Origin of the sequence: Streptomyces sp. NPDC086549, assembly GCF_044746205.1 — a bacterium.
Classification (GTDB): domain Bacteria; phylum Actinomycetota; class Actinomycetes; order Streptomycetales; family Streptomycetaceae; genus Streptomyces.
Window position 1 is genome coordinate 292,977 of sequence record NZ_JBIVBS010000011.1, and the last position, 12,063, is coordinate 305,039.

Below are 12,063 nucleotides of genomic sequence, written 5' to 3' on the forward strand. Positions count from 1 at the left end.
GAGCGGCAGTCTCGAACGTGGCGTTCCACTCATCAACGCGAGCTGGTGAACGCCGCAGTGCCCCACGTGCGCGAGCAGGGTCTTCGGGGTTCGCCGTGGGATCCGGGGGCTCCGTCAGCGAGTCGGCGTGACGAGCCCCATCTCATAGGCGGTGATCACCAGCTGGACACGGTCTCGGGCGCCCAGTTTGCTGAGCAGTCGTGAAACGTGCGATTTGGCGGTGGCCACCGTGATGAAGAGATCCTCCGCGATCTCGCTGTTCGACCGGCCGCGTCCGACCAGGGTCAGCACTTCCCGTTCCCGCTCGGTGATGCCCTCGACCGGCCGTGGGGAGCGCTCCGGGGCAGCCGCGGGGCGCCCGACGAAGTCCGCGATCAGACGGCGTGTCACACTCGGCGCGATGAGTGCCTCGCCGGCGGCGACCACGCGGATCGCCGCGAGTATGTCGTCCAGGGCAAGGTCCTTGACCACGAAGCCGCTCGCGCCCGCCCGGAGCGCGCCGTAGACGTGGTCGTCCTCGTCGAAGGTGGTCAGGACGAGGACGCGGGTCGTTGCCGGACCGGCCGTGATCAGGCGCGTGGCTTCGATCCCGTCCATGCCGGGCATCCTGATGTCCATCACCACGACGTCGGGGGCGACATCCGTGACCAGTCGGACCGCCTCGGCGCCGGTGGCGGCCTCACCTACGACCTCCAGGTCGGGGTGATCTGCCATGATCACACGCAGCCCCGACCGTACCAACGGCTGGTCGTCGGCGAGCACGACGCGGACGGTCATCGGGCCTCCACCGGAACTCCGTCGGGTTGGGGCAGCGGCAGCCGGGCCGCCACCCGGAAGCCGCCCTCGGTGCGCTGCCCGACACGAAGGTGGCCGTGCAACAGGCCGACCCGCTCCCGCATGCCGATGATGCCGAAGCCGTGGGCCGCGCCGTTCTCGGTGGCGCCGCGCCCGTCGTCGACTATTTCCACGGACAGTTCCTCGTCTCTGTAGTCGATGGCCACCCGGCAGTGCCCGGTGCCTGCGTGGCGGACCACGTTGGTCAGCGCCTCCTGCACGATCCGGTACGCGGACAGGTCGATGTCGGCCGGCAGGGGACGCTCCTCCCCACCGATGCGCACGTCGACGCGTACCCCCGCGTCCGCGGTCGCCGTGATCAGCCCTTCGATGTCCGCCAGACCCGGGGAGGGCGCGAGAGGTGCCTGCCCGGAGTCCGGAGCATCGTGGTCGGCCTGACGGAGCGCCACCAGCGTGCGCCGAAGGCCCGACAGGGTCTGTCTGCTGGTCGCCTCAATGGCTTGCAGTGCCTTGCGGGCCTCGGCAGGCTGCGTCTGGATGACCCGGCTGCCCACCCCGGCCTGGATGGCGATGATGCCGATACTGTGCGCGATCATGTCGTGCAGTTCCCGCGCGATCCGCAGCCGTTCGGCGATCACGGCCTCGGCCACCTCCTGCGAACGCAGCGCCACCGCGTGCTCGCGACGCTCGCGACCGAGCAGTCCGACCATGCAGGACGCGGCCATCGCCAGGAGGGCAATCACCCCATTGACCGTCAGGTTGTCCCCGAGCGCGAAGAGGCCGATCACCAGGAGCTGCACAACGAAGGACACAGCACCGGCAACGATCGAAGCCCGCCGTGCGCAGGTGGCCACGACGAAGCCCAGGATGAGGTCCACCGCCAGATATGACAGGAACTGGCCCTGATACGAAACCGCCAGGCTCGCACGGGCGGAGCTCGGAGTGCCCACCACCACAGCAGTGGATCCGAGAAGCGCCATGGCCAGAGCCAGTAGCGGCAACCGTCGCGCCACGCCGACGAGCAAGCTCACAGCGAGCAGCGCCCCGACACCGTGGACCGTACCTGATGCCCGCGGCGCGCCCCCCACCAGCAGACCCACCATGAGGAGGTACGAGGCACCCCCCGCCCAGGCCACGGCCTTTGCTGTCGTCATCGGCGGCGTGCCCTCCTGAGAACGAGGCCGCAGCGCGCAGTGCGCGCGGGCAACAGGATGATCGTCTTGGGGTTCACGCCGCGAGACTAACCGGCCACCGCCCGCGCGGCATCAGCCCGGGGACGTACGCCCACGGGCGAACCCGGCCGCACGATTGCCGACCACGGCCACATGTCCGCCCGGAGGTCCTCCCGGCAGTGTGGGCGCCGTGATCGAAGTCAACGAACTCACCAAGTGCTACGGCAGTAGGACGGCCGTCGACCATCTGTCCTTCACCGTGCGGCCGGGCCAGGTCACCGGGTTCCTCGGCCCCAACGGAGCCGGCAAGTCCACGACCCTGCGGATGATCCTCGGCCTGGACGCGCCCACCGCCGGCGCCGCCACTGTCAGCGGCGTCCCTTTCCACCGCCATCCGCGTGGACTGCGGCACGTCGGCGCCCTCCTCGACGCCGGCCAGGTCCACGGCGGCCGCAGCGCCGCGGCCCACCTGTCCGCCCTGGCGATGAGCAACGGCATTCCGCGGCGCCGGGTGGACGAGGTGCTGCAGGAGGTGGGGCTGGCCGATGTGGCGACCCGCCGCATCGGCGGATTCTCCCTCGGCATGAAGCAGCGGCTGGGCATCGCCGCCGCCCTGCTCGGCGATCCGCCCGTGCTCATGTTCGATGAGCCGATCAACGGCATGGATCCGGAGGGCGTGCTCTGGGTACGCCGGCTTTTCCGACGCCTGGCCGCCGAGGGGCGCACGGTCTTCCTGTCCAGCCACCTGATGTCGGAGATGGAGAACACCGCCGACCAGCTGGTCGTCATCGGCCGGGGCCGCCTCATCGCCGCAGAGTCGGTGCGGGACTTCGCGGCTCGTAGCACCCGCAGCAACGTGGTGGTGGGGACACCGCAGGCCGCCGAACTGGAAGCCGTGCTGACGGCGGCGGGCGCCTCGGTCGAGCCGACAGGCCCGGCCGGCGCCGAGAAGCTCGCCGTGGCCGGACTCCCGGCGGACCGGATCGGGGCGCTCGCCTTCGAGAACGGTATCCAGCTGAACGAACTGACCACCCGCACCGCCTCACTGGAGGCGGCCTTCATGGAACTGACCGCCGACAGCGTCGAATACCTGGCAGGACAGCCCCGATGACCAATCTCGCCTCCCTCTCCCCGGCCACCGCCGTCGCCGGGCCGCCCGCCCGCTTCCGCGAACTGCTCGCCTCCGAGTGGATCAAGATGCGGTCCCTGCGCTCCGCCCCGTGGACGATCGCACTCACCGTCCTGTTCGTCATGGGGTCCGCCGCCGTGGCCACGCTGGCGGACCATGCCGCGGGCTCCGGCCCCGTCGGCTTCCTGCCCTTCGACGCCTACCCGCAGGCCGGCTCCTGGACGCTGATGCTCGTCGCCGGCAGCGCCGGCGCCCTCACCGTCGTGAGCGAGTACAGCAGCGGCTCGATCCGCACGACCACCGTGGCCGTTCCCGCCCGTGGCTCGGTGGTGCTGGCCAAGGCGGCCGTCGTCGCCGCACTGTGGACCGCGGTCGGCGCGGTCGTCTCCACCGGTTCGTTCCTGGTCTCCCAGGCCATCCTGAACGGGCGACACGCCGGCGTTCCGATCACACACCCCGGGGTGTTCCGGGCTCTGGTGGCATCCGCGTTGTCGGCTCCGGTCTGCGCACTGGTCGGTCTGGGCCTCGGCGTACTGCTCCGGCACGCCGCCGCGACCATGGTCACCAGCGTGTTCGTCCTGCTGATGCTGCCCACCATGTTCTCGGAGAGCGATCGCTGGTCGGCGGACATCAAACACGCGATGGTGGCGGCCGCCTGGAGGCGCCTGGTCCAGAACTGGGGGCCGGATCCCGGATCCCTGGGCTACACCGCCACGGTCTCCGGCTCCTGGATCGTGTACGCGCTCTGGCCGCTGATCACAGTCGCACTCGCCGTGCTCGTCGTGAGGCGCCGCGACGTATGAGCGTGCCTTCAGAGACGATGACGGCGGGAGACGCAGGTCACATTCGTCCATGTCACAGGGTGTCGGGCTATCTCGTCTCGGGGGTGTAGCCACTGACGAACACAGAGGAGCACACCATGGACGCACGACTGGACCTGTTCACCAGCCCGACCGCCGGAAAGGTCCTCAAGTACCTCATGTCCGCGGGCAAGGTGATCAAGGAATCGCCGCTGCCGGCGGCGACGCAGGAGCTGGTGGCGCTGCGCGTGAGTCAGATCAACGGCTGTGCGGCCTGCATCGACATGCACACCAAGGAGGCCGGCGCCGCCGGTGAGAGCCCGGTGCGGCTGAACCTTGTCGCGGCGTGGCGGGAGGCCACGGTCTTCACCGAGGCCGAGCGTGCCGCGTTGGAGCTGGCGGAGGAGGGGACCCGGATCGCGGATGCGGCCGGTGGGGTCGGCGACGAGGTGTGGGCGCGGGCTGCCAGGCACTACGACGACGAGCAGCTCACCTCCCTGGCGATCCTGGTCTCCTTCATGAACATGGCGAACCGGGTGAACGTCGTCACCCGGCAACCGGCCGGGGACTACGAGCCCGGGCAGTTCCACTGAACCGCGTCAGCAACCGGCTCGGGGTCCGGCAACGGGCTCCGGGCCCCGGGCCCGGGGGCGTTGCCCTGGGCTGCCGATGGTCCGGATGATCACTGGAAGGCGCCTGTGCCGGCAAGTACGGCCGGGTGGAAGGTTTTGAGGGGAAGGGAACCGGCGTGAGCAAGGTCGACGAGTTCGAGGAGCTGCGACCGCTGCTGTTTTCGATCGCCTATCGGATTCTGGGCAGTGTGGGTGAGGCCGAGGACGCGGTGCAGGAGACGTGGCTGCGCTTTGACGACTCGTCGACCCGGCCCACGTCGACCAAAGCCTTTCTGTCGGCCGCGGTGACGCGGATCTCGATCGATGTGCTGCGCTCCGCGCGAGTGCGGCGGGAGGAGTACGTGGGCCCGTGGTTTCCTGAACCGCTGCTGAGCGATCCTTATCAGGATCCGGCGCGGGCGGTGGAGCTGGCCGACTCCGTGTCGATGGCTGCGCTGCTCCTGCTGGAGCGGCTCAGCCCGCTGGAACGGGCGGCGTTCGTGTTGCGGGAGGTGTTCGGCTTCGGGTTCGACGAGGTCGCAACGGCGGTGGGACGGTCGGAGGCGGCATGCCGGCAACTGCTCGTGCGGGCACGACGGCATATGGAGGCCGGGCGGCCGCGGTTCGAAGCGGACCACCAGGTACGACAGGAGCTGGCGACGCGGTTCTTCGACGCGCTGAAGAACGGTGACATGGGCGGGCTGCGGGAACTTCTGGCCGCCGATGTGCAGCTGGTCGGAGACGGCGGCGGCAAGGCCCCGCAGCTGGCCAGGGCCGTCATCGGCGCGGAGAACGTGGCCAGGCTGCTTGCCTCCGTCTTCGACAGGATGGCCCGGATCGATGTGACGTTCGAGCCGCACGAGCTCAACGGCCAGCCGGGCGCGATCGTCCACGACCGGGACGGCAAGGTGCTCCACACCCTGACGCTCGAAGTACTCGACGGGCAGATCCAGGCGATCCGCTCGGTGATCAACCCCGACAAGCTCGGACACGTGGGCCCGGTGGCGGATGCCTGGGCCATCACCCGCGAGATGAAGCAGACCCGTCGGCGATGATGCCCTGTAACCGCACCGCGGTGACCGGCAAGCCCGCCTCGCTGAGCTTGTCCGCGTAGGCCTCGCCCTCGTCACTGACGACGTCGGCCTCGTCGGCGATGCCCAACGCCGGGAGCAGGCCGACGAGTTGCGAGACGGTGGTGCGCAGCGGGGACGCGGTGGCCTGCGCCCGCGCGGCGGGACCGGGGCCGGCCGGTTCCTGACCGCGGGCCGCTCACACTCCTGGCGGCGATGGCGGGGACGGGCGTGATCACGGTCGCGGGCACCGTCAACGGATTCGCGCTGCCGGGCGCCCAGAACCTGCCCACGCTCGCGTCCGTTGTCGCGCTGGCGGCGTTCCTCCTCGGCACGCCGGCCGGCGGCAGGCTGGGAAACCGGTCCGCCGAGCACCGCGGACACCTGCTGAAGGCGGCCACCGCGGCGCAGACGGTCCTGGTCGCCGTCACCGCCGCCGCCACGGCGGTCACCGAGCCGGATCATCACCGGGTTCCAGTACACGCTGATCGCGCGCCTCGGGCTCGGCATGGGTTTGCAGAACGCGGTCGCCCGGCGGGCGGTGCGGCGCCGCGGCCCGGTCGTCGTACTGAGGAACGGAGCCCTCGCCCCCCCGGAACGCACGTCACGTCGGAGGGCCGAGGCCTCCCTGCCTCAGGGGAAGCCTCGGCCTGTACTCCGGTTCAGCCCCGTACCAACCGGCTGCCCCGGCCGACGGTGGCCCGATGGCCGCGTTCCGAACGGTCAGCCCAGCTCCGTGTCCAGCCACTTCAGGACGTCGGGCGTCACGGCATCGGTGATGTCGGCGAACTCCTGGTGCTTCGTCAGGAACTTCGTCACGTACGGGCACACGGGCACGATCCGCTTCCCGGAATTCCGTACGTCGGTGAGCGCCTCCTGGACCAGTTGGGAGGCGAGGCCCTGTCCGGCGAAGGCCTCGTCGACCTCGGTGTGGTAGAAGACGCGCTGTTCACCCCGGTCGCGGTAGGCGGTCAGCCCGGCGCGCTTGCCGTCGACAAGGATGTCGTAGCGGTTCTTGGCCTCTCTGTGCTCGACGACCGGAGCGGTGGAAGGCTGGCTCATGTGATGCCTTTCGGACGGGGTCAGTGACCCGGTGGTTTCCTGCGCGGCTCGATGGTGGCATTGGGCAGGGCGGGCGCGGGAAGAGGGTCTCCCGGATATCCCTCGACGGCGCCGAAGCGATCGGAGGACTTCTGCCACTCCTCTCGGGCCTTGGCAATGTCTTCGTGGCTCCGGCCGATGAAGTTCCACCACATATCGAACCTCATCATCGTTATCACAGGTCAGCGGCGTGCGGCGCGGCTGTCGGTCAGTAAACCGTCAGCATGAGTCGCGGGAGTCGATCGCTGTGGGCCAGGACACGTTGCCCGTCATCGATGCATCTCCCATGATCGGGAGTCACACCGAACGATCCGCAGTCCCGCGCTTGGTGCCCTTCGCCAGGCAACGCTCGTCATCTTGGGCGAACCTCGCCCCTTGCCACCAAGGCCGATGCTCCGTGTCGGACAAATGCCTTGGCTCGCTCGTCGTGCAGGGCGTTCGTCAAGGTCCTTCGAACGCATCAGGGGCGAACGCCGCTCGAAAGGTGTTCCGGTCGGCGAGGCCCGGCCGATCACAACGCGTTGCGACGCCTTGCCGGTACTTCGGGATCAGCCGGCGGGCCTGCTACACATGGCGCCGCCGCGGCCTGAATGAGGCACACCCCACCGTCAGCTAACGGACAGCCCTGCAATATCGATAGCGATGAGCACCGGCTCGGACAAGGCCCGCCCATCCTCCTGAACGGGCACGATGTACCGGTGCGCGGGAAAGGCCAGTCCCGGATCTGGTCAGACAGGAGAGCGTGGGAGTGTCAGGTGATGGCCGAGTCGCCGTGATCGACGGGCTCGCTCAGTAGCTCGCTCGCCGCCTGGTGGACCTTCGCCAGCGCGTTCAAGAGGGATTCGCGTTCAGTCTCGGTGAGATCCGCGGTGACCTTCTCCTCGATCAACTGTCGTTCCGACTCGACCGGTTGCCGTAGCGCGCGCCCTGCGTCGGTGAGCCAGAGCCGGACGAGGCGGTTGTCCCGGTCGTCGCGGCGACGGGTGAGCAGCCCGGCCGCGGTCATCCTGTCGGCCATCTTGACGACAGTGGGCGTCGTGACGTTCAGCGCGGTGGCGACTTCGCCGGGCGTGTCATCGACCCTGAGGTCGTCGACCACCGGGGAGGCACCCAGGGCGATCACCGGGGACGCGACGCCTGGCGACAGAAGTGGGAGCGGATGAGCGCGGGCAGCGCGTTCCACGACGTCTCGGTGACGATCGAGCAGAACGTCGTCTCCGGCGACACCTCCGTCAACCGGTACACCAGCCGGGGCACCCACACGGACTCCGGCCGACGCTACGAGGTCCTCAGCATGGACATGGTCCGCGTCCGCAACGGCCGAATCGTCGAGCACTGGGCCCTGCGCGACGCCGACGCGATGCGCGACCAGTTGGGCCTGTGAAAGAACCTCCTGCCTCTGGCGTCCAACCGGTGACCGCCGCGCCCGACGCGAACCGCGCCCGATGACAGGAGGCGTTCACATGAATAGGTGAGGAGGGCCACCACGGACGGCCGGGGGCTACATGACCGTGTACGCCGCGTGGTAGGGACAGGGCGATCAGGGGCGCCGAACGGCCGCCGGAGGTGTACACCGACATCCGGGCCCGATCGGTCCCGGGCAGACAACGCACGTTCGTCATCGCGCCCAGCCGATTGGACGCGCGCCACCTCGCGCCGGGCGCGACGGTCCGCGGTTCAGGCCACTCTCGGGACTCGGGCCGCTATCAGGGCCTGCTCGGCAACCGGCGCGGCGTCCCGGCCGTGCGCCCGCCGAAGAGCCGGTCGAGGCCGAAGGCGCCGGAGCCCGTGAAGATCAGCAGGAAGAAGCCGAAGCAGAACAGAACCGACGGCTCGCCGCCGTTCTGAATGGGCCACAGCGCGACCTTCTGGTGGACGTCGAAGTAGGCGAACGCCATCGAGCCCGAGGCGATCAGCGCGGCCCAGCGGGTGCCGAGGCCAAGGAGCACCAGGGCGCCTGCGACCAACTGGATCACGGCCCCGTACCAGCCCGGCCAGGTGCCGACCGGGATCGTGCCGCCGTTCGTGCCCTCGGCGCCGCCCAGCACCCCGAAGAGGGAGGCGACGCCGTGCATGGCGAAGAGCAGGCCGAAGGCGGCGCGGAACAGTGCGATCGCGTACGGCTGGGCGGAATTGAGGCAAGCGTACATGGGGGTCTCCTCTTCGGTCGGGCCAGGGGCGGGCCGATTGTGGGGATCAAACCGAACGAGAAATCCTGATTTGGCGAGCCTAATCAATACCTGCCAGTTCAACATTCGGCCGAAGTTCAGCCACAGCGCGTCTGTTTAATGGGCTGGTCGGTAGATCGATGAGCCTGTCCGATTAGTGACCACTGTGCAATGCCGGTCGGATCGATCCTGCGCCTGCACGAGGGCCGGACCGCACTCTTCTGAAGGGCTCCCCACGGCACCGGAGCGTGTGAGCGCCGCTTCCAGACCGATCGCTGACCGCATCGGGGAAGCGCTCACTGTCAAGCCCAAAGGTCCGAGTTTCGAGGAGGCTGCCGCTTCGGGTGTCCGCTTCGTCGCGGCCTTGGCGACGCTGTGGCGCAGGTCGCCCGCGCCTTGGGGGCGCGCGTGACGGACTCGTGTCCCTGCGACCTGCACACCAGGTCAGGCACTCCGGCGATGGCCTCCGGGCAGCCCATCTCAGGGACTGGGCCGACTGGCAAGCCAGGGGTAGCGGCCCGTGTCCTTGCCGACGTAGTCGGGATCCGAATAGATGAAGCAGCGCTGGATCTTCCAGTCGCGGATCTCGAACACGTCACACCAACGTCCGGCGCCCCACTCGGGCACTCCGGCGCGCCACGAACCGTCACGGTGCTCACCGGGGCTGGTGCCCTCACACACCACGACATCGCTTCCGGAAGAGATCCAGTTGAAGCCGGCGTAGTGATGCTCGATCAGCGTGATCGTGCTGGCAACATCGGCCAAGAATGCACCGATCTCTTCCTTTCCGGTGGCGAGACCCCACTTCGGGAAGTACACCTGGGCATCATCGGCGAACAGGTCCAGGACGCTGCCACCGTTGGATGTCACTCCGGCGCGATCGAATGCCTTGAGATATTCCAGGGCAACAGACTTGCGCTGCTCGTCAGTCATCGTCTGCTGTGTCAGAGCCATTGCTTTCCTGATCCTTCGTCACGCTCCGGTCGGTAGCCCAGCCCTTTCCGCCTTCGCTCTCTACATCTGCCGAGCTGTGGTGGCCCCTTGGCGCGACTCGATTCGGAACCACTGACTTGCTGTGCTCAAACCGCTCGCATGGCCGATTCGTTTTGAACCGCGATCTGAATCGCGTGAGTTGGCCGGTGGTGAAGCGTGGAGGAAGGGTCCCTTGGAACTTGTCCGGTCGATCTCTGGGCAACGGCGCGTGACACCCGTGAATCTCGTTGTCGAAGGTATCGCCGAGTGAGGCAGAAGAGCGGCATGGACACCGCCGTACTTGAACAGATGCTGGACGAGACCTTCGATCACGCTGTCGTGCACCACGGATACACCAACTACCAGGGCTTCGGCATAGTCGTGTGATGTCCGTTTTGTGATCACGTGAGTCCGAGGAGCCCGAGCGGTCCGCCTGGGTCGGGCGCGCTGAAGGCCAGCGTCTCCGACCTCTTCCCGCGCTCCGCTTCTGCGAGTACGGCGTCTCGTGGTTCAAGGCTCGGCACCGCTTCTCGACCTACCCAACGATCGGGCCCGAGGTCGCGCGCTTGTTGACCTCGGACGACGTCACCGTCGTTGAGGTCGACCGGCATGACCACAGGGCGCGACGTGATCGCGGTCCTGTCCGGCCGGGCCTTGGGCGTCCCGAAGACCCGCAACGGGATCGTGGAGGCCATCCGAACCCTGCGCGTGGCGCGCAGGTCGGCCGTCAAGACCCGCACCCAGACCACCAACCAGATCCGCAGCCTGATCGTCACCGCCCCGGCCGGAGTGCGGCCGGAGTGCGCGAGAAACCGCGCGGTTGACCATCGGCGAACTGGCCGACACTTCGTGATACTGAGGGTGAAGGGTGCCCGGCCTCGCCGACAGCAGGCTTGCTTCAACTGGCCAAAGTGCCTTGGTGAAAGTACATGCGCCAGCCTGTCTCCGTCAGGCGCCACAAGGAGGTCCGCCATGCCCGGCTCCCTTGAATGTCGGCGAAGTACGTCAGGTGAACGATCCCCGGAGCCAGGACGGTCCCTGACATCTCGCTGACCTTGACCGGCGACTCCGAGGACACCGTTCCGGCACTCGTCACCGTGAGGATCGAGTCCGCGCCCCACCAGCGACCAGACGCCCCGATCTCGGTGAACTCCGGATCCAAAAGCTCCGAAACGAGGGCCCGAGAGGCACGCACCTCAGGATCGAGAAGCCGCAACTCTCCTTCAATGGCCGCTTGCACCGCCCGCTCACTCTCATCGGTCATGCACGGACACTACGAAGGCCCGGCACCCAGGCGCAGCGAATAACTGCCAACTTCATTGCGAATCCCGGAAGCAGGAGTGTCACCGTTCTGACATGAGGCTGCCCTCCCATGGACGGTGGACTCGGCGGCGACTCCGGCCCCGGCATCAAGGTCGACGAACAGTTCGTTCCACCCCGCGTGCCGCTCCGCAGCGGTCGCCGGCTCGTGGGCGCCCGGGGTGCCGTTCGCGGTGGCCTCCATGAGCCCATGATCCACCGCGGCGGCGATGCTGCCCGGTGGCGGCGTTCATCCGCCGACGGCGACCCAGCCGTTTTCGAGGAGTTCGAAGGCGCGAGTGACGGCCTGGTGGGGATCTTCGTGTCCGCGGGCGGCGCGGGGGGCTTCGAGGGCGAAGTGGGCCAGGGCGGTGCAGGCGGAATCGTCCGCGGGCAGGCCGCAGTCCTCCGCGATCACTGCAGCCAGAGCTGCGGTGTGGCGCATCCACATGGCCTGGACGTAGTCGCGCAGGGCCGGAGTCCTGTTGATCAGGTCGAAGAAGGCCGTGAAGCGGGCGTCGCCGCTCGCAGCGGCCATGCGGTACTGCAGCGCGTGCTCACGCAGGGCCGCAGGGATCGACTGCCCCTCGGGGCGTTCGCGTACGGCGGCGAGCAGACGGGCCTCCTGATCCGCGTCCTCGTCGAAGACGAGGGCCTCCTTGACCGGGAAGTGCTTGAACAGCGTGGTGGTGGACACATCGGCGGCGTCCGCGATCTCCCGGATGCCGACGTCGTCGTAGCCGCGCTCGAGGAACAGGTGCAGCGCGGCGTCGGCGATGGCCTGGCGGGTGGCGGCCTTCTTGCGCTCACGGCGCCCCATCGGCGGCGCCGGGGTGGGGATGGTGTCGGGCATACCCATGAGTATACCGGTAGGTTGCACAACTTCAAAGGTGCATCGGTTGCACTTATTGAGTCGGTGTGCTCTTCTGGAGCAGCGGCCGCGGAC

At 68.5% G+C, this 12,063-nt stretch carries 13 protein-coding genes and 2 pseudogenes; 5 read left to right on the forward strand and 10 right to left on the reverse strand.

The window, feature by feature from the left end; translation table 11 throughout:
• Positions 1-114: 114 nt before the first annotated feature.
• Positions 115-777, reverse strand: coding sequence for a response regulator (locus ACIPSA_RS31360; RefSeq protein WP_402640372.1), 663 nt, complete (start codon positions 775-777; stop codon positions 115-117).
• Positions 774-1,826: a sensor histidine kinase gene (locus tag ACIPSA_RS31365; RefSeq protein ID WP_402640375.1), complete on the reverse strand. Its 1,053-nt coding sequence runs from the start codon at positions 1,824-1,826 to the stop codon at positions 774-776. Before ACIPSA_RS31365 ends, ACIPSA_RS31360 begins: the two co-directional genes overlap by 4 nt.
• Before the next feature lie 331 nt (positions 1,827-2,157).
• On the opposite strand from ACIPSA_RS31365, the gene ACIPSA_RS31370 reads away from it, so the two are divergent.
• From ACIPSA_RS31370 to ACIPSA_RS31385, 4 genes are all read left to right on the forward strand, one after another.
• Positions 2,158-3,078 carry an ATP-binding cassette domain-containing protein gene (locus ACIPSA_RS31370; protein ID WP_402640377.1) on the forward strand — a complete coding sequence of 307 codons (921 nt, stop codon included), beginning with the start codon at positions 2,158-2,160 and terminating at the stop codon, positions 3,076-3,078.
• Entirely contained in the window at positions 3,075-3,899 is an 825-nt protein-coding gene (locus ACIPSA_RS31375; protein WP_402640380.1) for an ABC transporter permease, read from the forward strand. The genes ACIPSA_RS31370 and ACIPSA_RS31375 overlap by 4 nt, the downstream gene beginning before the upstream one ends.
• Positions 3,900-4,015: 116 nt before the next feature.
• On the forward strand, positions 4,016-4,489 hold the full coding sequence (locus tag ACIPSA_RS31380; RefSeq protein ID WP_402640382.1) for a carboxymuconolactone decarboxylase family protein: 474 nt from the start codon (positions 4,016-4,018) through the stop codon (positions 4,487-4,489).
• Positions 4,490-4,644: 155 nt separating this feature from the next.
• Entirely contained in the window at positions 4,645-5,562 is a 918-nt protein-coding gene (locus ACIPSA_RS31385) for an RNA polymerase sigma-70 factor (protein ID WP_402640384.1), read from the forward strand.
• On the opposite strand, the pseudogene ACIPSA_RS31390 reads toward ACIPSA_RS31385, so the two are convergent.
• The 4 genes and pseudogenes from ACIPSA_RS31390 to ACIPSA_RS31405 all read right to left on the reverse strand — a co-directional run.
• Positions 5,552-5,740 (reverse strand): annotated as a pseudogene (locus tag ACIPSA_RS31390) (alpha/beta hydrolase fold domain-containing protein); the annotation flags it as partial. The gene ACIPSA_RS31385 and the pseudogene ACIPSA_RS31390 sit on opposite strands and share 11 nt — an antisense overlap.
• 560 nt (positions 5,741-6,300) lie before the next feature.
• Positions 6,301-6,639, reverse strand: a complete 339-nt coding sequence (locus tag ACIPSA_RS31395) for a GNAT family N-acetyltransferase (protein ID WP_402640385.1) — start codon at positions 6,637-6,639, stop codon at positions 6,301-6,303.
• Positions 6,640-6,659: 20 nt separating this feature from the next.
• Positions 6,660-6,833: pseudogene (locus ACIPSA_RS31400) on the reverse strand (pirin family protein); the annotation flags it as partial.
• A gap of 596 nt (positions 6,834-7,429) precedes the next feature.
• The gene (locus ACIPSA_RS31405) at positions 7,430-7,777 is read right to left on the reverse strand and encodes a MarR family transcriptional regulator (RefSeq protein WP_402640388.1); all 348 of its coding nucleotides are present in this window, start codon (positions 7,775-7,777) and stop codon (positions 7,430-7,432) included.
• On the opposite strand from ACIPSA_RS31405, the gene ACIPSA_RS31410 reads away from it, so the two are divergent.
• Positions 7,754-8,062: an ester cyclase gene (locus tag ACIPSA_RS31410; protein ID WP_402640536.1), complete on the forward strand. Its 309-nt coding sequence runs from the start codon at positions 7,754-7,756 to the stop codon at positions 8,060-8,062. The two genes, ACIPSA_RS31405 and ACIPSA_RS31410, sit on opposite strands and share 24 nt — an antisense overlap.
• Positions 8,063-8,384: 322 nt before the next feature.
• Here ACIPSA_RS31410 and ACIPSA_RS31415 read toward each other — a convergent pair whose 3' ends face one another.
• The 4 genes from ACIPSA_RS31415 to ACIPSA_RS31430 all read right to left on the reverse strand — a co-directional run bounded on the left by ACIPSA_RS31415 (position 8,385) and on the right by ACIPSA_RS31430 (position 11,970).
• Positions 8,385-8,828, reverse strand: a complete 444-nt coding sequence (locus tag ACIPSA_RS31415) for a DoxX family protein (protein WP_402640391.1) — start codon at positions 8,826-8,828, stop codon at positions 8,385-8,387.
• 498 nt (positions 8,829-9,326) lie between these two features.
• Positions 9,327-9,800: a nuclear transport factor 2 family protein gene (locus ACIPSA_RS31420; RefSeq protein WP_402640393.1), complete on the reverse strand. Its 474-nt coding sequence runs from the start codon at positions 9,798-9,800 to the stop codon at positions 9,327-9,329.
• 916 nt (positions 9,801-10,716) lie between these two features.
• Positions 10,717-11,082: a DUF4440 domain-containing protein gene (locus tag ACIPSA_RS31425; protein ID WP_402640395.1), complete on the reverse strand. Its 366-nt coding sequence runs from the start codon at positions 11,080-11,082 to the stop codon at positions 10,717-10,719.
• A 285-nt stretch (positions 11,083-11,367) separates the two neighbouring features.
• Positions 11,368-11,970 carry a TetR/AcrR family transcriptional regulator gene (locus ACIPSA_RS31430; protein ID WP_402640398.1) on the reverse strand — a complete coding sequence of 201 codons (603 nt, stop codon included), beginning with the start codon at positions 11,968-11,970 and terminating at the stop codon, positions 11,368-11,370.
• Between the last annotated feature and the right edge of the window lie 93 nt (positions 11,971-12,063).